The following is a 23,119-nucleotide window of genomic DNA, read 5'->3' as shown; positions in this document are numbered from 1 at the left end:
GACATCATGGGTGCTTCCGACTTCTCGAACCTGCCCCATATCGGCGAGGCCCTCAGGCGCAAGGAAGACTACCGCTTCCTGACCGGCGCGGGCAACTACACCGACGACATCACGCTGGCCAACCAGAGCCATGCGGTCTTCGTGCGCTCGCCGCACGCCCATGCCGCGATCAAGTCGATCGACATCGCCGAGGCACTGAAGATGCCCGGCGTGGTCGGCATCTTCAGCGGCAAGGACATCGAGGGAAAGATGGGCGGCCTTCCCTGCGGCTGGCTCATCAACAACCCCGACGGCACCCCGATGAAGGAGCCGATGCACCCGATCCTGGCGATCAAGAAGGTGCGCTACGTGGGCGACCACGTGGCCATGGTGGTGGCCGAGACGGTCGAGCAGGCCAAGAACGCGGCCGAAGCGGTGGTCGTCGACTACGACGTGCTGCCCGCCCTGGTGAGCGTGGCCGACGCCGCGAAGAAGACCGGCAGCACCACGCTGCACGACGAGGCACCCGACAACCAGTGCTACAAGTGGGTGCTCGGCGACAAGGCGGCGGTGGACAACGTGTTCACCACGGCCGCGCACATCACCAAGCTCGACCTGGTCAACAACCGGCTCATTCCCAACCCGATCGAGCCGCGCGTGGCCATCGGCAGCTACAGCCGCGGCACCGACGACTACACGCTCTACGTGTCGAACCAGAACCCGCACGTCGAGCGCTTGCTGATGACGGCCTTCGTGCTGGGCCTGCCCGAGCACAAGGTGCGGGTGATCGCGCCCGACGTGGGTGGCGGCTTCGGCTCGAAGATCTTCCTGTACGCCGAAGACGTGTGCCTCACCTGGGCCGCCAAGCAGCTCAACCGCAACATCAAGTGGACGGCGGAGCGCTCGGAGTGCTTCCTCTCGGATGCGCACGGCCGCGACCATGTGAGCCATGCCGAGATGGCGATGGACAAGGACGGCAAGTTCCTCGCGATGCGCGTGCACACCGACGCCAATCTGGGCGCCTACCTCTCGACCTTCTCGACCGCGGTGCCGACCATCCTCTATGCGACGCTGCTCGCGGGCCAGTACACGACGCCGCAGATCTACGTGGAGGTCGATGCGTGGTTCACCAACACCTCGCCGGTCGATGCCTACCGCGGCGCGGGGCGGCCCGAGGCCACCTACCTGCTGGAGCGCCTGGTGTCGCGCTGCGCCTGGGAAATGAACCTGGGCCAGGACGAGATCCGCAAGCGCAACTTCATCACCACCTTCCCGTACCAGACGCCCGTGGCGCTGCAGTACGACACCGGCGACTTCCATGCGTGCATGGACAAGGCGCGGGTGCTCGCCGACGTCGAGGGCTATGCGCAGCGCAAGTCGGCGACCGAAGCCAAGGGCAAGCTGCGCGGCATCGGCTACTCCAGCTACATCGAGGCCTGCGGCATCGCGCCCTCGAACATCGCGGGTGCGCTCGGCGCGCGGGCGGGTCTCTTCGAGTGCGGCGAGATCCGCGTGCACCCGACCGGCAGCGTGACGGTGTTCACCGGCTCGCACAGCCACGGCCAGGGCCATGAGACCACCTTCGCGCAGGTCGTCGCGGCGCGCCTGGGCATTCCGGTGGACAACGTGGACGTGGTGCACGGCGACACCGGCCGCGTGCCCTTCGGCATGGGCACCTACGGCTCGCGCTCCATCTCGGTGGGGGGCGCGGCCATCATGAAGGCGCTCGACAAGATCGAGACCAAGGCCAAGAAGATCGCCGCGCACCTGATGGAGGCGAGCGACGCCGACATCGAGTTCGCCAACGGCGAATTCACCGTCAAGGGCACCGACAAGAAGATCCCGTTCGGCCAGGTGGCGCTCACGGCCTACGTGCCGCACAACTACCCGCTGGACAAGCTGGAGCCGGGCCTGAACGAAACCGCCTTCTACGACCCGACCAACTTCACCTTCCCGGGCGGCACCTACATCTGCGAGGTCGAGATCGACAAAGAGACCGGCGAAGTGAAGGTCGACCGCTTCACCGCGGTGGACGACTTCGGCACCATCATCAACCCGATGATCGTGGAGGGCCAGGTACACGGCGGGCTGGTGCAGGGCATCGGCCAGGCGCTCCTGGAGAACTGCGTCTACGACAACGAGACCGGCCAGCTGCTCACCGGCAGCTTCATGGACTACGCCATGCCGCGCGCCGGCGACTTTCCGCAGTTCAAGCTGGACACCGTGTGCACCCCGTGCACGCACAACCCGCTGGGCACCAAGGGCTGCGGCGAGGCGGGGGCCATCGGCTCGCCGCCGGCCGTGATCAACGCGGTGCTCGATGCGCTGGCGCCGCTGGGCGTCAAGGATTTCGACATGCCTGCCTCTTCCAGCCGCGTCTGGGAGGCGATGCAGAAGGGCGGCAACCCGCAGGACGCGCAAGCGCCCTCGCTCGCCGCCAGCACCCAAGGCCGTCCCGCTCCATAACAACACAGAAGGAATCACACACCATGTACGCCTTCACACTCGAACGGCCCGCCACCGTGGCCGATGCGGCCAAACTCATCGCCGCGGGCGCCAAGCCGCTCGCCGGCGGCCAGACGCTCCTGGCCTCCATGAAGCTCAGGCTCTCCGCGCCCGAGCAGCTCGTGGACCTGAGCGGCATCAAGGAACTCACCGGCATCAGGAAGGATGGCGGCACGCTCACCATCGGCGCCATGTCGCGCCACCTGGACGTGGCGAACAACGCCGACGTGAAAGCCGCCTTCCCCGCGCTGGCCGACCTGGCCTCGCGCATCGGCGACCGGCAGGTGCGCGCAATGGGCACCATCGGCGGCTCGGTGGCCAACAACGATCCGGCTGCGTGCTATCCGAGCGCGGTGCTGGGCTCGGGCGCCACCGTCGTCACCTCCAAGCGCGAGATCGCGGCCGACGATTTCTTCCTCGGCCTCTTCACCACGGCGCTTGAAGAAGACGAGCTGATCACCGCCATTCGCTTTCCGGTCCCCAAGCGCGCCGTGTACGAGAAGCTGCGCCAGAAGGCCTCGCACTTCCCGCTCGTGGGCATCTTCCTCACGCAGTCCGACAGCGGGGTGCGCGTGGCCGTCACCGGCGCGGGCAACGGCGTGTTCCGCCATGCGGGGCTCGAGGATGCGCTCAACAAGAGCTTCACCGCGGCGGCCGCCGCGGCCGTGAAGATCGATGCGAGCGAACTCAACAGCGACCTGCATGCGTCGGCGGCCTACCGCGCGAACCTGATCAGCGTGCTCACGCAGCGCGCCGTGACCAAGGCCCTCGGCTGAAGCAGCGAGCCGCAAGCTGACTGCCGGAAGCCGCGACACCCCCGCGTCTTCCGCTACCCTTGGCCATGATCTTCCCGACCATCGACTCCCTCTCCGAAGGCTTGATGCAGGCCGGCTATTTCGCCGACCGGCGGCTGGCGACCGCCGTGTTCCTCGCGCTCAAGCTGCAGCGTCCGCTGCTGCTCGAGGGCGAGCCGGGCGTCGGCAAGACCGAGCTGGCCAAGGCACTGTCGAAGGCCTTGAGCCGCGAGCTGCTGCGCCTGCAGTGCTACGACGGGCTGGAGCAGCGCGAGGCGCTCTACGAATGGAACTACGCGGCACAGCTGCTGCACATGCGCGCGGCCGAAGCGACGGGCGCGGCGCGCGACGTGGAGGCCGAGGTCTACCAGCCGCACTACCTGATCCGCCGCCCGCTGCTGCAGGCATTGCAGACGCCCGCGCCCGGCGCCGTGCTGCTGATCGACGAAGTGGATCGCGCCGATGAGCCCTTCGAAGCCTTCCTGCTCGAATACCTCGGCGAATACCAGGTGAGCATTCCCGAACTCGGCACGGTGCGCGCCGTCGTGCCGCCGGTCACCATCCTCACGAGCAACCGCACGCGCGAACTCAACGATGCGGTCAAGCGCCGCTGCCTCTACCACTGGCTCGACTACCCCGAGCGCGAGCGCGAACTGGCGATCGTGCGCGCGCAGGTGCCGCAGGCGAGCGAAAAGCTCTCCGCGCAGGTGGCGGCCTTCGTCGCGCGGCTGCGCGATGCGCCGTTCATCAACGCCTTCCAGCGCGCCCCCGGCATCGCCGAGAGCGTCGAGTGGGCGAGGGCGCTGATCGCGCTCGACACCGTGGAGCTCGATCCCGAGGTGGTGGTCGACACCGCCGGCATCCTCTTCAAGCAGCGCGACGACGTGGCGGCGCTCACGCGCGAGCTGGCGTCGGACCTGCTGAAACCCGAGGAGCCGGTCGCGCCCTGAGCGTGGCCGACGTTCGAGGCGGCTCCGCATGGCCGGCATCCAGCAACTGGGCGACGTCCGCAGCGGCAAGCTGGCCGGCAACATCACCGCGTTCGGGCGTGCTCTGCGCCGTGCGGGCGTGCGCACCGATGCCATGCGCATCGCGCTCGCCGCCGAGGCGGTCACGCTGGTGGGCGTGGAAGACAAGCTGGACCTGAGTGCCGCGATGGAAGCCGTGATGGTCAGCCGCGAGCAGGACCGCATGGTGTTCCGCGAACTCTTCGATGCATGGTTTCGCGATCCGGAACTCGCGAATAAGCTGCTTGCGCAGATGCTGCCGAGCGCCGAAGGAAAAGCTGAGCCCTCCAAGCGGCGCCCGCGCGTGCGCGAGGCGTTGACCGCGCCGCGCGATCCCGCGAAGCCGGCCGTGGCCGCCAAGCCCGACAAGGAGATCGAGTTCGATGCCGCGATGACATCGAGCGACCGCCAGCGCCTGCAGCATGCGGACTTCAACGCGCTCGGCGCCTCCGAATACCGGCTGGTCGAACGGCTCGCGCGCGACGTGACGCTGCCGATTCCCTCGTTGCCCTCGCGCCGGTTGCGCGTGGCGGGCGATGCGGGCCGGCAGCATGCGCGCATGCACTGGCCCGGCGTGCTGCACGAAGCCGCGCGCACCGGCGGCGAGATCCTGCGGCTGCCGCGCCTGGCCCGGCGGGAGCAACCCCTGCCGCTGCTGGTGCTGGTGGACGTGTCGGGCTCGATGGAACGCTATGCGCGCCTGCTGCTCGCGTTTTTGCATGCGTCCACGCGCCGGGCGGGGCGGCGCGACGTGTTCGCCTTCGGCACCCGGCTGACTGATTTGACGCCGGCCTTCCGGCTTGCCGACACCGACGCGATGCTCGGCGCGGCCAGCCTCGCCATCGACGATTTCGCGGGCGGCACGCGGCTGGGCAGTTCGCTGGCCGAGCTGCGGCGCTTCCACGCACGCCGCCTCACGGGCCGCCGCACGCTGGTGCTGGTGATCAGCGACGGCCTGGACACCGGCGAGCCCGCGGTGCTGGAGAACGAACTGCTCTGGCTCAAGCGCCATTCGCGCCGGCTGCTGTGGCTCAACCCGCTGCTGCGCTTCGAGGGCTACGCCCCTCTGGCGCGTGGGGCCACCGTGCTGCACCGGCATGCGGACGCGATGCTCGCGGTCCACAATCTCAGTGCCCTCGAACAACTCGCCACGAGCCTCGCCGCCCTGATGCGGTCCGGCCGCTAGGGCCGCAAGACAACAAGGAAGAACCACCATGGAAATGCTCGGAAACCGCCGCCTCGGCGTCACGCAACAACAGGCCTGGGAAGCGCTCAACGACCCCGAGACGCTCAAGAAGTGCATTCCCGGCTGCGACAAGTTCGAGCTCACCGGCGACAACCAGTACAGCGTGGCGCTCGCGCTGAAGATCGGCCCGGTGTCGGCCAAGTTCAGCGGCAAGGTGGTGCTGTCGGACATCGTGGCGCCCGATGGCTACAAGCTCACCTTCGAGGGGCAGGGCGGCGTGGCGGGGTTTGCCAAGGGATCGTCGAGCGTGACGCTCAAGCAGCTCGCCGGCGCAACGCAAGCGCCCGTTGCGGCGGATGCCGCGCCCGTCGACGGTGCCCCCGCCGAAGCAGTCGCGGCGCCCGTCGGCTGCGAGCTCGACTACACCGTGCAGGCGCAGGTCGGCGGCAAGATCGCCCAGCTGGGCCAGCGCCTGATCGACGGCGCCGCCAAGTCCACCGCCGACGATTTCTTCAAGCGCTTCGAAGCCGAGATGCAGAGCCGCTACGGCCCGCCGCCGGCCGCCGCCGCGGACGCGGCCGAGGCGCCCGCCGAGAAGGCCGGCATGATGTCCGGCCTCATGAAGAAGATGGGTCTGGGCAAGAAGGATGGCGATCCCGCGTCGGACGACACGAACTGAAGACAACGACGCCATGGAAAACCTCGACGTCATGGTCCTGCGCGCGCTGCGCGACTGGCGGCAGGCCGGCAAGCGCGCGCTGCTGACCACGGTGGTGCGCACCTGGGGCTCGTCGCCGCGCCCGGTCGGCTCGATCATGGCGCTGGCGGACGACGGCGCGGTGGTCGGCTCGGTCTCGGGCGGCTGCATCGAGGACGACCTGATCGCGCGCTACAGCCACGCGCACGGCAACGGCGAAGAAGTGCCCCTTGGCACCCCGCCCGCGCTCGTGAAATACGGCATCACGGCCGACGAGGCGCACCGCTTCGGCCTGCCCTGCGGCGGCACGCTGGAGCTGCTGCTCGAATACGACCCCGACGCCGCCTCGCTCGACACCCTCGTGGCCGAGCTCGAAAAAGGCCGGCTCATGCAGCGCACCGTGACGCTCGCGACCGGCGCCGTGACGCTCGCCGAGGCCACCGCGCCCGACGAGCTCAAGGTGGACGACACCGAGCTCACCAACACCTTCGGCCCCGAGTACCGCATGCTGCTCATCGGCGCCGGCCAGCTCGCGGAATACCTCGCGACCATGGCCAAGTTCAGCGGCTTCGCGGTCACGCTGTGCGACCCGCGCGCCGAGTACCGCACCGCGTGGTCGCTGCCGGGCGTGACGATCACCACCGAGATGCCCGACGACGCGGTGCTGGCCTTCCGGCCCGACCGCCGCAGCTGCGTGGTCGCGCTCACGCACGATCCCAAGCTGGACGACCTCGCGCTGCTCGAGGCGCTGCAGACCGAGGCCTTCTACGTGGGCGCGATCGGCTCGCGCCGCAATGCCGACGCGCGGCGCGATCGCATGATCGAGCACTTCGACCAGACGGCCGAATCGCTCGCGCGGCTGCGCGGCCCGATCGGCATCTACATCGGCAGCAAGACGCCGCCGGAGATCGCGGTGAGCGTGATGGCGGAAATTCTTGCGGTAAAGAACGCAGTCACATTGCCGCGCGAAGTGGAAGTGGCGCGCGCCAAGGGCATGCAGCAGCTCGCGATGAGCTGAGGACAGCGAGGACAGGCGACGCGGGCGCGCAGGCGCGTCAGCCCGACTTCGCCTGCGGCGGCACGTTGCCGCCCTTTTGCCGTTCGCGAAAGAGCGCCGCACGCATCAGGAAGATGGTGGTGATCGGCGTTGTGAGCGCGATGAACAGCACGATCAATATCGCGTGCAGGAACAGGCTGTAGCCCTGCACCGAGAAGTAGACGATGGTGGCGATCGTCATGCACCACACGCCCACCGTCGCGCCCAGCGTCGGCGCGTGGATGCGGCGGAAAAAGGTGGGCAGCCGCACGAGGCCGAAGGAGCCGATCGCCGCAAAGGCCGCGCCCAGCACGGCGAACACGGCGGTGACGATCTCCGCCCAGAGCGGCAGCGGCCCGACGATGAAATCCGTCATTCGATCACCTCCCCGCGCAGCAGGAACTTGGCCATCGCCGTCGAGCCGACGAAGCCGAAGATCGCCACCAGCAGCGCGGCCTCGAAGTACACGTTGCTCGCGTAGTTGATGCCCAGCACCAGCATCATGAGCATGCCGTTGACGTACAGGCAGTCCAGCGCCATCACGCGGTCTTGCGCGGAGGGGCCGATCAGCAGCCGCGAGACCGCGCAGAGCATGGCCACCGCGAGCAGGAAGAGCGCGGCCTTCAAGGCCCAGAAAAGGATCGGCGTCATGATTCGAAGATCTCCATCAGCGGGCGCTCGTAGCGCGTCTTGATCATCGCGACGAAGGCGGCCTCGTCGTCCAGGTCGAACACGTGGATCAGCAGCGTGCTGCGGTCGAACGCCACTTCGCCCCAGGCGGTGCCCGGCGTGAGGCACAGGACCATCGCGAGCACCGCCAGGCCGTTGGGGTCGCGCATGTCCAGCGGGATCTGCACGAAGCTCGCGCCGATGCGGGAACTGCGGCGCGTGAGCAGCAGCCGGGCCACGTCCCAGGCGGACTTGAGCATGTCGAAGGTGACGACGAACGAGAGCCGCAGCGCCACGCCGGGCTTGCGCATGCGCACGGTGGCCGGGCGCAGGCCCTTGGTGAGGAGGGGCACGGCAATGGCCAGCACCAGCGCCATGAGCAGCGTGGGCGCGTCCAGCGACTGGTTCAGCAGCAGCCAGACGATGAAGAGCGCGAACGACAGCGGCGGCGACGGAATCCAGCGCTTCATGGCGCGGCTCCCTTCACCGGCACCTTGGCGGGCGCCACCACCGGGTTGGGCACCTGCGTGGCGCCCATCACGGCATTGCGGTAGGTCTCGGGATTCTTCAGGCCGTTGGCGGTGGCCTTGGCATGCTGCATCACGGGCTCGGCCCACACGGTCAGCGCCACGCAGGCGGCGAGCAGCGCGGCCACCGGCAGCACTTCGAGCGCGGGCAACGACGGCATCGTGGGATGCGGCTGCGTCCAGAAATGGCGGATGCCGGTGCGGCTCAAGGCGATCAGCGAGAGAAAGCCCGAGACGATCAGCAGCGCCAGGAAGATCCACCCGGCCGTCGCCACGCCCTTCGCGCCGAGCAGGCCCGAGAGCATCGCGAACTTGCCGACGAAGCCCGACAGCGGCGGCAGGCCCGCCAGCAGCAGCGTGCAGCCCATGAAGCTCAGGCCGAGGAACGCGACGCCGGCGGGAATCGCGCGGCCGTAGAGCGCCTGCGCCTCGTCGTCCAGGTTCACGTCGGACATGGCGCTCAGGTCTTCGGCGAGGAAGGGCGCGTTGCCCGCCGCCTCGTGCGGCGCGACGCTCATGCCGGCGTTGCGCCAGCGCTCGATCATGTCGATCAGGAGGAAGAAGGCGCTCACCGCGAGCGTCGAGCTCAGAAGGTAATAGAGCGCGCCGGCCCACACCTCCGGTTGTCCGAGCCCGACCGCCGCGAGCAAGGTGCCGGCCGACACCAGCACGCTGAAGCCCGCGAGGTTCGACAGCCGCTGCGTGCCGACGATGCCGATGGCGCCGACGAACAGCGTCGCGAGACCGATGCCCACCAGCGCGGCCTGCCCGAAGGCGGCCGAGTCGCCGGTGTCGGGCGCGAAGAGCACGGTCCAGAGCCTGAGCACCGTGTACACGCCCAGCTTGGTGAGCAATGCGAACACGGCCCCCACGGGCGACACCGCCGCGCTGTAGGCCGGCACGAGCCAGAAGTTGAGCGGCCAGGCGCCCGCCTTGGCGAAGAACGCGGTCGCGAGGATGGCGGCCGCCGCATGCACGAGGCCGCGGTCGCCCGGCGCGAGCTCGGCGATGCGCACGCCCAGGTCCGCCATGTTGAGCGTGCCGGTCACGCCGTAGAGGATGGCCGCGCCGATCAGGAACAGCGACGAGGCCGCGAGGTTGATCGCGATGTACTGCAGCCCCGCCTGCACGCGCAGGCGCCCCGAGCCGTGCAGCAGGAGGCCGTAGGACGCTGCGAGCATCACCTCGAAGAACACGAACAGGTTGAACAGGTCGCCCGTGAGGAACGCGCCGTTCAGGCCCATGAGCTGCAGCTGCAGCAGCGGATGGAAGTGCACGCCCGCGCGGTCCCAGCGCGAGGTGGAATAGATCGAGGCGGCGAAGGCGATGACGCCGGTGAGCGCCACCATCATCGTGGAGAGCCGGTCGGCCACCAGCACGATGCCGAAGGGCGCGCGCCAGTTGCCGGGCAGGTACACGCCGATGGAGCCGGGGCCGCCGCCGGTGTCGGGCGCGTTCACCCAGCGCAGCAGCGCGAGCGCGGCCAGGAGGCCGACCAGGCCCGAGACCACGCTCAACGCGGACTTGGCGCGGCGGCGGTTCTCGCCCAGCAGCAGCATGAGCGCGGCGGTGAGCATCGGCACGAGGATCGGCACCGCCACGAGATGCGGCATGCTGAACTCGAGAAACCGGTCGAGCAGGTGGAAGACCTCTGTCATTCCGCCTCCTTGCGCTCTTCACCGTCCACATGGTCGGTGCCCGTGAGGCCGCGCGAGGCGAGCATGACGACCAGGAACAGCGCCGTCATCGCAAAGCCGATCACGATGGCGGTGAGCACCAGCGCCTGGGGCATCGGGTCGGCCGTGTTGGCCAGCGTCGATTCGATGCCCTTGATGAGCACCGGCTCGCTGTCCACCTTGAGGCGGCCCATGCTGAAGATGAAGAGGTTGACCGCGTACGAGATCAGCGTGAGCCCCATGATCACCTGGAAGGTGCGCGGGCGCAGCAGCAGGTAGACCCCCGAGCCGGTGAGCACGCCGATGGCCAGGGCGAGCACGATTTCCATCAGTGCGCTCCCTCCACGGCTTCGGATTGGGCCTGCGCTTCCTTCTCGGCCTGCTCGTCGGCCCAGCGGTGGCTGCGGATGGACTGGTGGGCCAGCGCGGTGAGGATCAGCATCGTGGCGCCGAGCACCAGCGCGAACACGCCGATGTCGAAGAACAGGGCGCTGGGCACATGGATCTCGCCCAGGAGCGGCAGGTGCACGTGCGCGGTGTGCGTGGTGAGAAACGGGTAGCCCAGGAACACCGCGCCGCTGCCGGTGGCCAGTGCGAACAGGAGGCCGATGGCGATCCAGCGGCGCGGGTAGATGCGCAGGTGCTCCTCGACCCACTCGGTGCCCGAGACGATGAACTGCAGCACCAGCGCCACCGACATCACCAGCCCCGCGACGAAGCCGCCGCCCGGCGCGTTGTGCCCGCGCATGAAGAAGTAGACCGACACCAGCACCGCGAGCGGCAGCAAAAGGCGCACCAGCACGGCCGGCACCATGAGGTAGCCGACGGCGGTGTCTTTCGCCAGACGCGGGTTCAGGAGGTCGCTGCTGCCGTCGTCGATCTGCTGGCGCTGCTGGATCGGCAGCGCCATCGATTCGATGGCCGGGCGAAAGCGCCGCAAGAGCGCGTACACCGTGAGCGCCACCACGCCGAGCACGGTGATCTCGCCGAAGGTGTCGAAGCCGCGGAAATCGACCAGCATCACGTTGACCACGTTGGTGCCGCCGCCTTCGGTGAGCGCGTGTTCGAGGAAGAAGGGCGAAATGCTCTGCGGAAAGTTGCGCGTCATCAGGGCCCAGGCCAGCGCGGCCATGCCGCAGCCCGCGATGGTGGCCACCAGCAGGTCGCGCCCGCGCCGGCCCCAGGGGCGAAGGCGCGCGCGGGCGGGCTGGATGACGTCCTTGCTGCGCATCGGCAGCCAGCGCAGGCCCAGCAGGATGAGCACGGTGGTCACGGCCTCGACCACCAGCTGCGTGAGGGCGAGGTCCGGCGCGGAGAACCAGATGTACGTCACGCACGAGACCAGCCCGGCAGCGGAGGCCAGCATGAGCGCGGCGAGCCGGTGGAACTTGGCCTGCCAGGCGGCGGCCAGCGCGCAGGTACCGCCGATGAGCCACATCATCGCGAACATCGGCGAGAAGGGCAGCAGCTCGCGCGTGCCGGGGGCCGCGGGCGTGGCCCAGAGCGACGCCGCGGCGCCCGCGACGGCCACTGCCACGAGCAGCAGCAGCTGCGACTGCATGCGGCGCGTGCCGAACAGGCGCCGGCTGCGGCGGCCGGTTTCGCTCAGCAGCGCGAGCAGGTGCTCGAAGATGACCTGGCCGTCGAAGCGATGCAGGAGCGGCGTGTGTTCGAGGCCGCCTCCCGCGCGGCGGCGGCGCTGCAGCAGGTAGAGCGCGGCACCGCCCGCGAGCGCGACGAAGCTCATCACGAGCGGCAGGTTGAAGCCGTGCCACACCGCCAGGCTGTACTCGGGCAGCGTGCCGCCGACCACCGGCGTCGCGGCCGCGGCGAGCAGCGGCCCGACCGACCAGGCCGGCACCACGCCCACCACGAGGCACACCAGCACCAGCAGCTCGACCGGCACGCGCATCCAGTGCGGCGGCTCGTGCGGATGCTTGGGCACCTCGTCGCCGCAGGGCGGGCCGAAGAACACGTCGAACACGAAGCGCGCCGAATACGCGACGCTGAAGATGCCCGCGATGGTGGCGATGACCGGCAGACTGAAATCGACCCACGGCGTGGACTGGATGAACACCGTCTCCGCGAAGAACATTTCCTTCGAGAGAAAGCCGTTGAGCAGCGGCACGCCGGCCATCGAGGCACTGGCGATGATGGCCAGCGTGCCGGTGATCGGCATGAGCCGCATCAGGCCGCTGAGCTTGCGGATGTCGCGCGTGCCGGTCTCGTGGTCGATGATGCCGGCGGCCATGAAGAGCGAGGCCTTGAAGGTCGCGTGGTTCATGACATGGAACACCGCGGCCACGGCCGCGAGCGGGCTATTGAGGCCCAGCAGCAGCGTGATGAGCCCCAGGTGCGAAATGGTCGAGTACGCCAGCAGCGCCTTCAGGTCGCGCTGGAACATCGCGATGAAGCCGCCAAGCAGCAGCGTGATCGCGCCCGCCCCGCCCACCAGCCAGAACCACTGCTCGGTGCCCGAGAGCACGGGCCACAGGCGCGCCATGAGGAACACGCCCAGCTTCACCATGGTGGCCGAGTGCAGGTACGCCGACACCGGCGTGGGCGCGGCCATGGCGCGCGGCAGCCAGAAGTGGAACGGGAACTGCGCGCTCTTGGTGAAGGCGCCCAGCAGCACCAGCACCAGCGCGACGGGGTAGAGCGCATGCGCGCGGATCAGGTCACCCGAGGCGAGCACCACGTCCAGCTCGTAGCTGCCGGTGATGCGCCCCAGCACCAGCACGCCGGCCAGCAGGCACAGCCCGCCCGCGCCGGTGACCGTGAGCGCCATGCGCGCGCCGCGCCGCGCGTCGCGCCGGTGGTGCCAGTAGCCGATGAGCAGGAACGAGAAGAGGCTGGTGAGCTCCCAGAACAGCACCATCTGCACGAGGTTGCCCGAGAGCACCACGCCCATCATCGCGCCCATGAACGCGAGGAAGAACGAGAAGAAGCGCGGCACCGGATCGGACGCCGACATGTAGTAGCGCGCATAGAGCACCACCAGCGCGCCGATGCCCAGCACCAGCATGCAGAAGAGCCACGCGAAGCCGTCCATGCGGAACACGAGGTTCAGGCCGAGGGCGGGGAGCCATTCGATCTCTTGCCTGAGCACGTTGCCGTGCGCGATCTGTGGAAAGAGCCATGCGGCCTGGATGGCGCAGCCCAATGCGACGAGGCCCGCGAGGGTCGACTCCCTGTTGCGCGCGTTGGACGGCATCAACGCGGCCAGCACGCTGGCGATGAATGGAAGTGCGACGAGAAAGACCAGGGGCATTGGGGTCGATTCTATCGGCGGCCCCTCTGGGAGGGCCTATCTATAACCGCAGGACATAAGGCAGTTTCCGGCGCGATCAGGCCGCGAAGGCCTGCACCGTGCGGATGCCGAGCCAGGTGCAAAAAAGCGAGCCGCCCAGGTGCGCCGCGGCCGTGAGCATGGCCACGCCGAGCCGGCCTTCGAGCAGCATGGTCGTGACCTCGGCCGAGAAGCTGGAGAAGGTGGTGAGCCCGCCGAGAAAGCCTGTCACCAGCGCGAGCCGCCAGACCGGATCGAGGTCGGGCAGCAACTGGAACGCGGCGATGGCGATGCCGATGAGGTAGCCGCCGATCAGGTTGGCCGCCAGCGTGCCCCAGGGCATGAGGCCGCCGGCGCCGAACCACAGGGCCAGGCCCCAGCGGGCCAGGGCGCCGATGGAGGCGCCGACGCAGATCGCAAGAATCGGAAGAAGCATGCGTCTATTGTCGGCGCGAGGGTCCTGGCTTCGCGGGGTTCAGGGTGCCATCTGCTGGGGCAGCCACGTCACCAGCTGCGGCACGAAGTAGATGAGCAGCACCGCCGCCACCATGAGGAAGAACATCGGCAGCGTCACGCGCGCGATGTAGAGCAGGTCCCTGCCGGTCATGCCCTGCAGCACGAAGAGGTTGAAACCCACCGGCGGCGTGATCTGCGCCATCTCGACCACCAGCACGATGAAGATGCCGAACCACACCGGGTCGATGCCCGCCGCGGTGACGGTCGGCATGATCACGCCCATGGTCAGCACCACCATCGAGATGCCGTCCAGGAAACAGCCGAGCACGATGTAGAAGGCCGCGAGCATCACGATCAGCTGGAACTTCGACAGGCCCAGCGAGCCGATCCATTCGGCCAGGTGCCGTGGGAGACCGATGTAGCCCATGGCCAGCGTGAGGAAGGCCGCGCCCGCGAGGATCAGCGCCATCATGCAATACAGGCGCGTGGCGCCCAGCAGCGCCTCCTTGAAACTGCTCCACGTCAGCGAGCCCTGCACGCCGGAGATCACCATCGCGCCGACCACGCCCACGGCCGCCGCCTCGGTCGCCGTGGCGATGCCCGCGTAGATGGAGCCGAGCACCGACAGGATCAGCAGCGCGACGGGGATCAGCGACATCGAGGCCTTGAGCTTCTCCACGAACGGCAGCTTCGCGTCGGCCGCGGGCACCTTGTCGGGATTGCGCAGCGCCCAGACCACGATGTAGCCCGAGAACAGCAGCGCGAGCAGGATCCCCGGGATGACGCCCGCGATGAACAGCCGCGCGATCGACACGTCCGCGCTCACCCCGTAGACGATCATGATGATCGAGGGCGGGATCAGGAGGCCCAGCGTGCCCGCGCCGGCCAGCGTGCCGATGACCATGTCGTCGGGGTAGCCGCGGCGCTTGAGCTCGGGCAGGCTCATCTTGCCGATGGTGGCGCAGGTGGCGGCGCTGGAGCCCGACACTGCGGCGAACACCGCGCAGCCCACCACGTTGGTGTGCAGCAGCCGGCCCGGTAGGCTTTGCATCCAGGGCGCGAGGCCCTTGAACATGTCCTGCGAGAGCCGCGTGCGAAAGAGGATCTCGCCCATCCATACGAACAGCGGCAGCGCGGTGAGCGTCCAGCTCGAGGCCGAGCCCCAGATGGTCACGGCCATCGCGTCGCCGGCGGCGCGCGACGAGAAGATCTGCATGGCGATCCACGCCACGCCCGAGAGCGTGAGGCCGATCCACACGCCGCTGCCCAGGATGAGAAAGAGCGCGGCGATCAGGAGGCCCGCGATGGCGATGTCACTCATGGCGCAGCGCCTCCGTCTCGACGGGCTTGGCTGGGCGGCCGCGCCACTCGATCACGAATTCGTCGAGCGCGGCGACCGCGAAGACGATGGTGCCCAGCGCCATCGACAGCTGCGGCACCCACAGCGGCGTGGCGTCGTTGCCGGTGGAGATGTCGTGGTAGTCGAACGATTGCCAGACCAGCCGCGCGCTGTACCAGGCAAAGAGCAGCGCGAGCAGCGCCGCGGCGCCCATCGCCCAGCGTTCGAGCCAGCGCTGCGCCGCGAGCGGCAGGTGCTGCAGCACCAGCGTCACGCGGATGTGCTCGCCGCGCTTGAGCGTGTGCGCGAGCGCGAGGAAACCGGCGCCGGCCATCAGGTAGCCGGCGTAGGCATCGATGCCCGGAATGTTGAAGTGAAGCTGGCGGCCGATGATGGACAAGAGCACCATCACCAGCAGGCCGACCATGAAAAGCGCCGCCAATGCGGCGGCGCTCATGTAGAGAAGATCAAGCGTCTTGCGCATCGGGTGCAGTTCGAGTCCGCCTCACATCTTCTTGTATGCATCGACGACGGCCTGGCCTTCGGGGCCGGCCTTCTCGGTCCACTCCTTGATCATGGTGTCGCCGACCTTCTTCATGTCGGCCTTCAGCTGCGCCGAGGGCACGTGCACCGTCATGCCGTTCTTCTTGAGCAGGTCCAGGTATTCGACGTTCTTCTTCTTGGAGAGGTCCCAGCCGCGCTTCTCGGCGTCGGCGGCGGCCTTGAGCACCGCGTCCTGCGTGGGCTTGTCCAGCGCATCGAAGGCCTTCTTGTTCATGAGCACCGCGTTCTTCGGAAGCCACGCCTGCGTGTCGTAGAAGTTCTTGATGTACTCGTAGGTCTTGGTGTCGTAGCCGGTGGAGCCCGAGGACATGTACGACTCGATCACACCGGTGGCCATGGCCTGCGACAGCTCGGCCTGCTGCACGGTGACCGGCTGCGCGCCGACGAGTTCGCCGATGCGCGCGGTGGCGGGGCTGTAGGCGCGCCACTTCACGCCCTTCAGGTCTGCGGCCGAGGCGATCTCCTTCTTCACGAAGATGCCCTGCGGCGGCCAGGCCACCGTGTAGAGCAGCTGGATGCCTTGCTCGGCCAGCTTCTTCTCGAGCACGGGCTTCTGCGCCTGGTAGAGCTTCCACGCGGCGTCGTAGCTGTCGGCCAGGAACGGAATGCCGTCGGCACCGAACATCTGCCACTCGTTCTGGTAGTTCACCAAGAGGATTTCGCCCAGCTGCGCCTGGCCGCCCTGCACCGCGCGCTTGATCTCGGGCGCCTTGAAGAGCGACGCATTGGCGTGCACCGTGATCTTGAGCTTGCCGCCGCTGCCCTTGTCCACGTCGCTGGCGAACTGGGTGATGTTCTCCGTGTGGAAGTTGCTTGCGGGGTAGGCGGTGGGCAGGTCCCACTTGGTCTGCGCAAAGGCTGCTGCGCCGAGGGTCAGGCCAGCGAGGGCAATGCCGAACTTGTGATTCATGAGCGCTCCGGAACGTATGAAAGTGAAAACGAAAATGAGCATACGTGCAAATTCCGGGCCATCTCTGAGGCATTTCCCTGCCTTGGTGCGCCCATGAAAAAGCCGCCTCGAGGGCGGCTTTGGCTATCGCTGCATGCGCGGGGTCAGGGCTTGGCGGCCTTCGCTTCCTTCGGTGCCGCAGGCGCTGCGCCACCGAAGGCTTGGCCGTTCACCGTGAGGCCTTCGGCCGAGAGCTTCTCGGCCTTCTTCTCCTTGACGCCCTTCACGCGCTGCATGAGGTCGGGCCAGTCCTTGAACTCGCCTTGCTTGCGCGCATCGAGGATGCGCTTGGACATCGCGGGGCCGACGCCCTTCAGGCCATCGAGCTCGGCTTCGGTGCCCTTGTTGACATCGACGGCGGCGAACGAAACGACCGCGAACAGCAGGGCCGAGAGGGCCAGGATCTTCTTGAACATGATTGAAAAACTCCCTGATTTGTAGGTATGACCGACAGCCGACAAAAGCGTCGGCCGGCGTTCAACGAGGTCAGGGAAAGGGGCGTTGACGAGGTCGCCGCCCGGGTGACCATTGTTCCGGAATGTGGTCGGAACCTTGCTCAGAGTTCTTCGACGCGGCGCGGCGGATAGCTGTCCCAGGCCTGGCAGCCGGGGCAGTGCCAGAAGTACTGGTGCGCCTCGAAGCCGCACGCGGCGCAGCGGTAGCGCATGAGCGGCCGGGTGGCCTGGTCGAGCGCGCGCTGCACCTGCGGATGGAACTGCTCGTGCTCGAACTTCTCACCCGCGAGCCAGCGCGATGCGGCGACCAGCGAGGGCTGCTGCGCGAGGTGGGCGATGTAGCCGTCGCGCGGGGCGGGTTCGGGCGCGTCCACGGTGGCGCTGGGGGTGCCGCCGAGCGCGATCATCGCCTCGAGCACGTCGATCGACGGTGAGTCCACGTAGCGCCGCTGCAGCAGCGCGAGCGCGTCGGCCTCGCGGTGTGCGGCCACGGCTGCCTGTTGCAGCGCGGCCGCGTAGAGCGGCAGTGCGAGGGGCGCGGTGTCGCTCAGTGCCACGAGCGTGTCGAAGGCTGCGGCGGCATCGCCGTTGCGCAGTTGCAGGTTGGCGGTGTCGATGGCGGGGCGCGGCGCTTGCGGGGCCAGCTCGACGGCCTGCGCGAGCAGCTTCGCTGCCGCGGGGAGGTCGCCGGCGGCCACGCGCTCGGTCGCCTGTTCGCAGAGGTGGTGCGCGCGGCGCGTGGCGTAGCTGGCCTGGTCGGACTCATCGAGCTTCTGCGCCACGTCGGCGGCCTGGGCCCATTCGCGCGAGCGCTCGTAGATGGCGAGCAGCGAGAGGCGCGCCTCGTTCTCGTAGCGCGTGCCTTCGAGCTTCTGCAGCGCGGCTTCGGCGCGGTCGAGCAGGCCGGCGCGCAGGAAGTCTTGCGCGAGCGCGTGCTGCGCGCGCTCGCGGTCGGTGCGGCTCAGGTCGCCGCGGCCCAGCAGGTGCTCGTGCACGCGCACGGCGCGCTGGTATTCGCCGCGGCGGCGGAACAGGTTGCCGAGCGCGAAGTGCAGCTCCTGCGTGTCGGGGTCGTTCTGCACGGCCTCGATGAAGGCATCGATGGCCTGGTCCTGCTGCTCGTTGAGCAGGAAGTTCAGGCCCCGGAAGTAGGCCTTGGGCGCCTGCCGGTTCTCGAGCTTGAGCTGGCGGATGTCGAAGCGCGATGCGAGCCACCCGAGCACGAAGGCGACGGGCAGGCTGATCAGCAGCCAGCTGGGATCAAAGTCCATGTTGACGTACGGCGGGGAGGTCGGTGGCGGAGATGGACGGTGCCGCTGCCTGAGCGGTCACGGCCGTCGGTGCCGTTGTTGTGGAGAGGGCTTCGTTCGCCGAGGGCCCCTGGGCGGCCGCGGCGGCGCGGTGTTTCCACCAGCCGGGCAGCATGCCGAGCGCGCCCACCACGAGCCCGCCGGCGAAGGCCGCGAGCACGACGAGCACCAGCGGTGCGCGCCAGTGGGTGCCGAAGAAGAAATAGACGGTCGCGTCGTGCTGGTTGTTCAGCGCGAAGGCGAAGAGCGTAAAAAAAATGGCTGCCTTGAGCAGCCACAGGAGGTATTTCATAGCCATTCCCGTTGCCGGAGGCATTCTACGTTTGCATCCACGCGGATCAGGCCTTGCGGCCCTTGGCTTCCTTGGCGTCGAGCTCGGCGGTTTTCGCGTCCACAGCCTCGCGCAGGGCCTTGCCCGGCTTGAAGTGCGGCACCCGCTTTTCGGGGATCTGCACGCTCTCGCCCGAACGCGGATTGCGCCCGATGCGCGGCGGACGTCGGTTGACCGAGAAGCTGCCGAACCCGCGGATCTCGATGCGGTGCCCGCGCACCAGCGCGTCGCTCATCGCGTCCAGGATGGTCTTGACGGCGTACTCGGCATCGCGGTGCGTGAGTTGTGCAAAGCGCGCCGCGAGTTCTTCGACGAGGTCAGAGCGGGTCATAAAGGCCAGTGCAGAGAAAACGTGGACGAAAAAAAAGACAGAGTGGCCAAGCTCAAAGCCTGGCCTGCTCTGTCTTCGGACTCAGCTTACTTGCTGTCGTTGTTGTCGAGCTTGGCGCGCAGCAGGGCGCCCAGGCTCGTCGTGCCCGCGTTTTCGCGTGCCGACTGCTGGCTCAGGTTGGCCATGGCGCCTTGTTCGTCGACCATGTCCTTCTGCTTGATGGACAGCTGGATGTTGCGGGTCTTGCGATCCACGTTCACGACGATGGCGGTGACTTCGTCGCCTTCCTTGAGCACGTTGCGGGCATCTTCGACGCGGTCGCGCGAGATTTCCGAAGCACGCAGGTAGCCGATGATGTCTTCGCCCAGGTCGATTTCAGCGCCGCGGGCGTCAACCGTCTTGACCTTGCCGGTCACGATCTGGCCCTTGTCGTTCACAGTGGTGAACGTGGTGAACGGATCGCTGTCCAGTTGCTTGATGCCCAGCGAGATGCGCTCGCGGTCGACGTCGACTGCCAACACGATCGCTTCGACTTCCTGGCCCTTCTTGTAGTTGCGAACGGCGGTTTCGCCGGCTTCGTTCCACGAGAGGTCAGACAGGTGAACCAGGCCGTCGATGCCGGCAGCCAGACCCACGAACACGCCGAAGTCGGTGATCGACTTGATCGGGCCCTTGACGCGGTCGCCGCGCTTGGTGTTCTGCGCGAACTCTTGCCACGGGTTGGCCTTGCACTGCTTCATGCCCAGGCTGATGCGGCGCTTGTCTTCGTCGATTTCCAGGACCATGACTTCGACTTCGTCGCCCAGCGAGACGATCTTGTTCGGAGCGATGTTCTTGTTGGTCCAGTCCATTTCGGAGACGTGCACCAGGCCTTCGATGCCGGGTTCGAGTTCGACAAACGCGCCGTAGTCGGCAATGTTCGTGACCTTGCCGAACAGGCGGGTCGATTGCGGGTAGCGGCGCGAAACGCCCATCCACGGGTCGTCGCCCATTTGCTTCAGACCCAGCGAGACACGGTTCTTCTCGGTGTCGAACTTGAGGATCTTGGCGGTGATTTCCTGGCCGGCCTGAACGACTTCGCTCGGGTGGCGGACGCGGCGCCATGCCATGTCGGTGATGTGCAGCAGGCCGTCGATGCCGCCGAGGTCCACGAACGCACCGTATTCGGTGATGTTCTTGACCACGCCGCGGACAACAGCGCCTTCCTTCAGGGTTTCCATCAGCTTGGCGCGTTCTTCGCCCATGCTGGCTTCGACCACGGCACGGCGCGACAGCACGACGTTGTTGCGCTTGCGGTCCAGCTTGATGACCTTGAATTCGAGGGTCTTGTTCTCGTACGGGGTCAGGTCCTTGATGGGACGCGTGTCGATCAGCGAGCCCGGCAGGAATGCGCGGATGCCGTTGACCAGGACGGTGAGACCGCCCTTGACCTTGCCGCTGGTGGTGCCGGTGACGAAGTCGCCCGATTCCAGGGCCTTCTCCAGGGCGAGCCACGAAGCCAGACGCTTGGCGGTGTCGCGCGAGAGGATGGTGTCGCCGTAGCCGTTTTCAACGCTGCCGATGGCAACGGAAACGAAATCGCCGGCCTGGACTTCGAGTTCGCCCTTGTCGTTCTTGAACTCCTCGATCGGCACATACGCTTCGGACTTCAGACCGGCGTTGACGACGACGTGGTTGTGTTCGACGCGCACGACTTCGGCCGTGATGACCTCGCCGGTGCGCATTTCGGAACGCTTCAGGGACTCTTCGAATAGGTCGGCAAAAGATTCAGACATTTATGGTTCCTTCCGTCAGGCAGGGTTGGCAGGCGCTCTTGCGAAATTGCGTGCGGCTGCTGTGGATCTGGAGACGGCGGTTTTGTGGGCTGGTGCCCGGGTTGGTTGAACAACCAGAAGGCTGGTGCGCTGTCGCGCGAAAAGAGCCTGCTGGAGCGGTAGGCGCCAGCCGATAACACCGGTTGGCGCTAGCTTTTCAAGCGGACTTGAAAGGCTGCACTTCAAACCGCTCAAGCGGGCTTGAACGGTTGAATTTCCTGCCACCAGTCCAACACCGTATCGATCGATTGCTCGATGGACAGCTGGGAGTTGTCGAGGTGGCGGGCATCCTGCGCCGGCTTCAAAGGGGCGACGCTGCGGGAGGAGTCCCGGGCGTCACGTGCTTCCAAGTCGGAGCGAAGACTGTCGAGTGTAGTCGAAATACCCTTTGAAATCAACTGCTTATGACGCCGTTCCGCCCTCTGGGCGGCGCTGGCCGTGAGGAAGACCTTGAGCGTCGCGTCCGGGAAGATCACGGTGCCCATGTCACGGCCGTCGGCCACCAGGCCCGGGAGCTGGCGAAAACGCTGCTGCAGCGCCAGAAGCGCCTCGCGCACCGCGGGCAGCGTCGAGACGCGGGAGGCGTCCATGCCGGCCGCTTCGGTGCGGATCTCGTCGCTCACGTCTTCGCCATTCAGCATCACGTTGCCCTCGGTGAACTGCAGGGGAAGGGCAGCCGCCAGGGCGGCGATCTGCGCCTCGTGCTGCGCATCGGCGACGAGGCCAGCGCGGCGCATGGCCAGGCCGGTCACTCGGTAGAGCGAGCCCGAATCCAGGTAGTGGTAGCCCAGCAGGCGCGCCACTTCGGCCGCGAGCGTGCCCTTGCCCGAGGCGGTCGGGCCGTCGATGCAGATCACCGGCACTTCGGCGGCTTCGGCGACCGAGAACAGGGTTTCGAAGTAATCGGGAAAGGTCTTGGCGACGCAGTGCGGCTCGAGGATGCGCACCGGCATGCCCGCCGGGTTGAACGGCGCGAGCGAGAAGCACATCGCCACGCGGTGGTCGTCGTACGTGCGGATGCTCGCCGCCTGCCAGCCGGCCGGCGCGAGCGGGTGCACGCGGATGAAATCGGGGCCGGCCTCGACGGTGGCGCCGAGCTTCTTGAGCTCGTTGGCCATGGCGTCGATGCGATCGGTTTCCTTGACGCGCCAGCTGGCGATGTTGCGCAGCGTGCTCGGGCCGTCGGCGTAGAGCGCCATGACGGCGAGCGTCATCGCTGCATCGGGGATGTGGTTCGCATCGAGGTCGATGGCCTTGAGCGGCCAGGCGCCGCGGCGCACTTCGAGCCAGTTCGGGCCGCTGTCGACTTCGGCGCCCATCTGGCGGGCGGCGTCGATGAAGCGGATGTCGCCCTGGATCGAATCGGCGCCCACGCCTTCGATCCGGATGCCGTTCTTTCCGGACACGCCCGTGGCGATGGCGCCCAGCGCGATGAAATAGCTGGCGGAGGAGGCGTCGGCCTCCACGTGGATGTCGCCCGGCGAGGTGTAGCGGCTGCCGGCGGGAATGGTGAAGCGCTCCCAGCCGTCGCGCCGCACCGTGATGCCGAAGCGCGCCAGCAGGTTCAGCGTGATCTCGATGTAGGGCTTGGAGATCAGCTCGCCAACCACCTCGATCACGATGTCGTTGCGGGCCGCGAGGGGCAGCGCCAGCAGCAGGGCCGTGAGGAACTGGCTCGAGACGTCGCCGCGCACGCGGATCGGTGCATGGAGTGCCAGGTCGTCGTGGTGGACCGGGTGGATGCGCAGCGGCGGATAGCCCGGGTTGCCGAGGTAGTCGATGTTGCAGCCGAGCTGGGTGAGCGCGTCGACCAGGTCGCCGATCGGCCGCTCGTGCATGCGCGGCACGCCGCTCAGCTCGAATTCGCCGCCGAGCAGCGAGAGCGCAGCCGTCAGCGGACGCATCGCGGTGCCGGCGTTGCCGAGGAAGAGGGGCAGCAGCGCCCCACCGGATTTCAGCTGGCCGCCCAGGCCGGTGATCTGCAGCGTGCTGCCTGCGGGCTGGATGCCGCAGCCGAGCGCGCGCAGGGCATCGAGCATCACGCGCGTGTCGTCGGAATCGAGCAGGTCGTGGATCGTGGTGGTGCCGCTCGCGAGCGCGGCCAGCAGCAGCACGCGGTTGGAGATGCTCTTGGAGCCCGGCAGCCGGACCGTGCCGGCGGCGCCCACGAGGGGCGGGAGATCGAGGAAGGCGGTCGAGAACATG

Annotated in this window: 22 protein-coding genes; 6 read left to right on the top strand and 16 right to left on the bottom strand. The window is 67.8% G+C overall.

Translation table 11 applies throughout. The annotated features are described in order from the left end of the window. The first annotated feature begins 6 nt into the window (after positions 1–6). From ACZYRS_RS24315 to ACZYRS_RS24290, 6 genes are all read left to right on the top strand, one after another. Positions 7–2,445, top strand: a complete 2,439-nt coding sequence (locus ACZYRS_RS24315) for a xanthine dehydrogenase family protein molybdopterin-binding subunit (protein WP_463421299.1) — start codon at positions 7–9, stop codon at positions 2,443–2,445. 23 nt (positions 2,446–2,468) lie between these two features. Further along, positions 2,469–3,260 carry an FAD binding domain-containing protein gene (locus tag ACZYRS_RS24310; RefSeq protein ID WP_463421298.1) on the top strand — a complete coding sequence of 264 codons (792 nt, stop codon included), beginning with the start codon at positions 2,469–2,471 and terminating at the stop codon, positions 3,258–3,260. Positions 3,261–3,325: 65 nt separating this feature from the next. Next, entirely contained in the window at positions 3,326–4,228 is a 903-nt protein-coding gene (locus ACZYRS_RS24305; RefSeq protein WP_198787751.1) for an AAA family ATPase, read from the top strand. A gap of 28 nt (positions 4,229–4,256) precedes the next feature. Further along, positions 4,257–5,471, top strand: coding sequence for a vWA domain-containing protein (locus tag ACZYRS_RS24300; RefSeq protein ID WP_463421297.1), 1,215 nt, complete (start codon positions 4,257–4,259; stop codon positions 5,469–5,471). A gap of 28 nt (positions 5,472–5,499) precedes the next feature. Next, complete coding sequence (locus ACZYRS_RS24295; protein WP_463421296.1) at positions 5,500–6,150, top strand: CoxG family protein; 651 nt, start codon at positions 5,500–5,502, stop codon at positions 6,148–6,150. Positions 6,151–6,163: 13 nt separating this feature from the next. Next, positions 6,164–7,186, top strand: a complete 1,023-nt coding sequence (locus ACZYRS_RS24290) for an XdhC family protein (protein WP_463421295.1) — start codon at positions 6,164–6,166, stop codon at positions 7,184–7,186. A gap of 37 nt (positions 7,187–7,223) precedes the next feature. Here ACZYRS_RS24290 and mnhG read toward each other — a convergent pair whose 3' ends face one another. The 16 genes from mnhG to ACZYRS_RS24210 all read right to left on the bottom strand — a co-directional run bounded on the left by mnhG (position 7,224) and on the right by ACZYRS_RS24210 (position 23,118). After that, entirely contained in the window at positions 7,224–7,580 is a 357-nt protein-coding gene (gene mnhG, locus ACZYRS_RS24285; protein WP_198787761.1) for a monovalent cation/H(+) antiporter subunit G, read from the bottom strand. Then, positions 7,577–7,855 (bottom strand): K+/H+ antiporter subunit F, encoded by a 279-nt coding sequence (locus ACZYRS_RS24280; protein ID WP_198787762.1) that lies wholly within the window; start codon positions 7,853–7,855, stop codon positions 7,577–7,579. The genes mnhG and ACZYRS_RS24280 overlap by 4 nt, the downstream gene beginning before the upstream one ends. Then, positions 7,852–8,343, bottom strand: a complete 492-nt coding sequence (locus tag ACZYRS_RS24275; protein ID WP_198787763.1) for a Na+/H+ antiporter subunit E — start codon at positions 8,341–8,343, stop codon at positions 7,852–7,854. Before ACZYRS_RS24275 ends, ACZYRS_RS24280 begins: the two co-directional genes overlap by 4 nt. After that, the gene (locus tag ACZYRS_RS24270; RefSeq protein ID WP_463421294.1) at positions 8,340–10,058 is read right to left on the bottom strand and encodes a monovalent cation/H+ antiporter subunit D; all 1,719 of its coding nucleotides are present in this window, start codon (positions 10,056–10,058) and stop codon (positions 8,340–8,342) included. Before ACZYRS_RS24270 ends, ACZYRS_RS24275 begins: the two co-directional genes overlap by 4 nt. After that, a complete protein-coding gene (locus tag ACZYRS_RS24265; RefSeq protein WP_042582397.1) occupies positions 10,055–10,405 on the bottom strand; it encodes a Na+/H+ antiporter subunit C in 351 nt (116 codons plus the stop codon). The genes ACZYRS_RS24270 and ACZYRS_RS24265 overlap by 4 nt, the downstream gene beginning before the upstream one ends. Further along, positions 10,405–13,347, bottom strand: a complete 2,943-nt coding sequence (locus ACZYRS_RS24260) for a monovalent cation/H+ antiporter subunit A (RefSeq protein ID WP_463421293.1) — start codon at positions 13,345–13,347, stop codon at positions 10,405–10,407. Before ACZYRS_RS24260 ends, ACZYRS_RS24265 begins: the two co-directional genes overlap by 1 nt. 76 nt (positions 13,348–13,423) lie before the next feature. Then, complete coding sequence (gene crcB, locus ACZYRS_RS24255) at positions 13,424–13,801, bottom strand: fluoride efflux transporter CrcB (RefSeq protein ID WP_463421292.1); 378 nt, start codon at positions 13,799–13,801, stop codon at positions 13,424–13,426. Between the two features lie 39 nt (positions 13,802–13,840). Beyond that, a complete protein-coding gene (locus tag ACZYRS_RS24250) occupies positions 13,841–15,142 on the bottom strand; it encodes a TRAP transporter large permease (RefSeq protein WP_198787767.1) in 1,302 nt (433 codons plus the stop codon). Continuing rightward, positions 15,135–15,644 carry a TRAP transporter small permease gene (locus tag ACZYRS_RS24245; RefSeq protein WP_463421291.1) on the bottom strand — a complete coding sequence of 170 codons (510 nt, stop codon included), beginning with the start codon at positions 15,642–15,644 and terminating at the stop codon, positions 15,135–15,137. The genes ACZYRS_RS24250 and ACZYRS_RS24245 overlap by 8 nt, the downstream gene beginning before the upstream one ends. 21 nt (positions 15,645–15,665) lie before the next feature. Then, the gene (locus tag ACZYRS_RS24240) at positions 15,666–16,634 is read right to left on the bottom strand and encodes a TRAP transporter substrate-binding protein (protein ID WP_463421290.1); all 969 of its coding nucleotides are present in this window, start codon (positions 16,632–16,634) and stop codon (positions 15,666–15,668) included. Positions 16,635–16,777: 143 nt separating this feature from the next. Beyond that, positions 16,778–17,089, bottom strand: coding sequence for a ComEA family DNA-binding protein (locus ACZYRS_RS24235; protein ID WP_463421289.1), 312 nt, complete (start codon positions 17,087–17,089; stop codon positions 16,778–16,780). 140 nt (positions 17,090–17,229) lie between these two features. Continuing rightward, positions 17,230–18,399: a lipopolysaccharide assembly protein LapB gene (gene lapB, locus ACZYRS_RS24230; RefSeq protein ID WP_463421288.1), complete on the bottom strand. Its 1,170-nt coding sequence runs from the start codon at positions 18,397–18,399 to the stop codon at positions 17,230–17,232. Then, complete coding sequence (locus ACZYRS_RS24225) at positions 18,389–18,730, bottom strand: LapA family protein (RefSeq protein WP_198787772.1); 342 nt, start codon at positions 18,728–18,730, stop codon at positions 18,389–18,391. The genes lapB and ACZYRS_RS24225 overlap by 11 nt, the downstream gene beginning before the upstream one ends. Positions 18,731–18,776: 46 nt before the next feature. Continuing rightward, a complete protein-coding gene (locus ACZYRS_RS24220) occupies positions 18,777–19,100 on the bottom strand; it encodes an integration host factor subunit beta (protein ID WP_013540224.1) in 324 nt (107 codons plus the stop codon). Between the two features lie 86 nt (positions 19,101–19,186). Next, positions 19,187–20,875 (bottom strand): 30S ribosomal protein S1, encoded by a 1,689-nt coding sequence (rpsA, locus tag ACZYRS_RS24215; protein WP_012746757.1) that lies wholly within the window; start codon positions 20,873–20,875, stop codon positions 19,187–19,189. A gap of 230 nt (positions 20,876–21,105) precedes the next feature. Further along, entirely contained in the window at positions 21,106–23,118 is a 2,013-nt protein-coding gene (locus ACZYRS_RS24210; protein ID WP_463421287.1) for a bifunctional 3-phosphoshikimate 1-carboxyvinyltransferase/cytidylate kinase, read from the bottom strand. Between the last annotated feature and the right edge of the window lies 1 nt (position 23,119).

Source organism: Variovorax sp. AC194 (assembly GCF_979257995.1).
The sequence above is the reverse complement of the archived record's forward strand: the minus strand, read 5'-3'. Positions and strand labels throughout refer to the sequence as shown.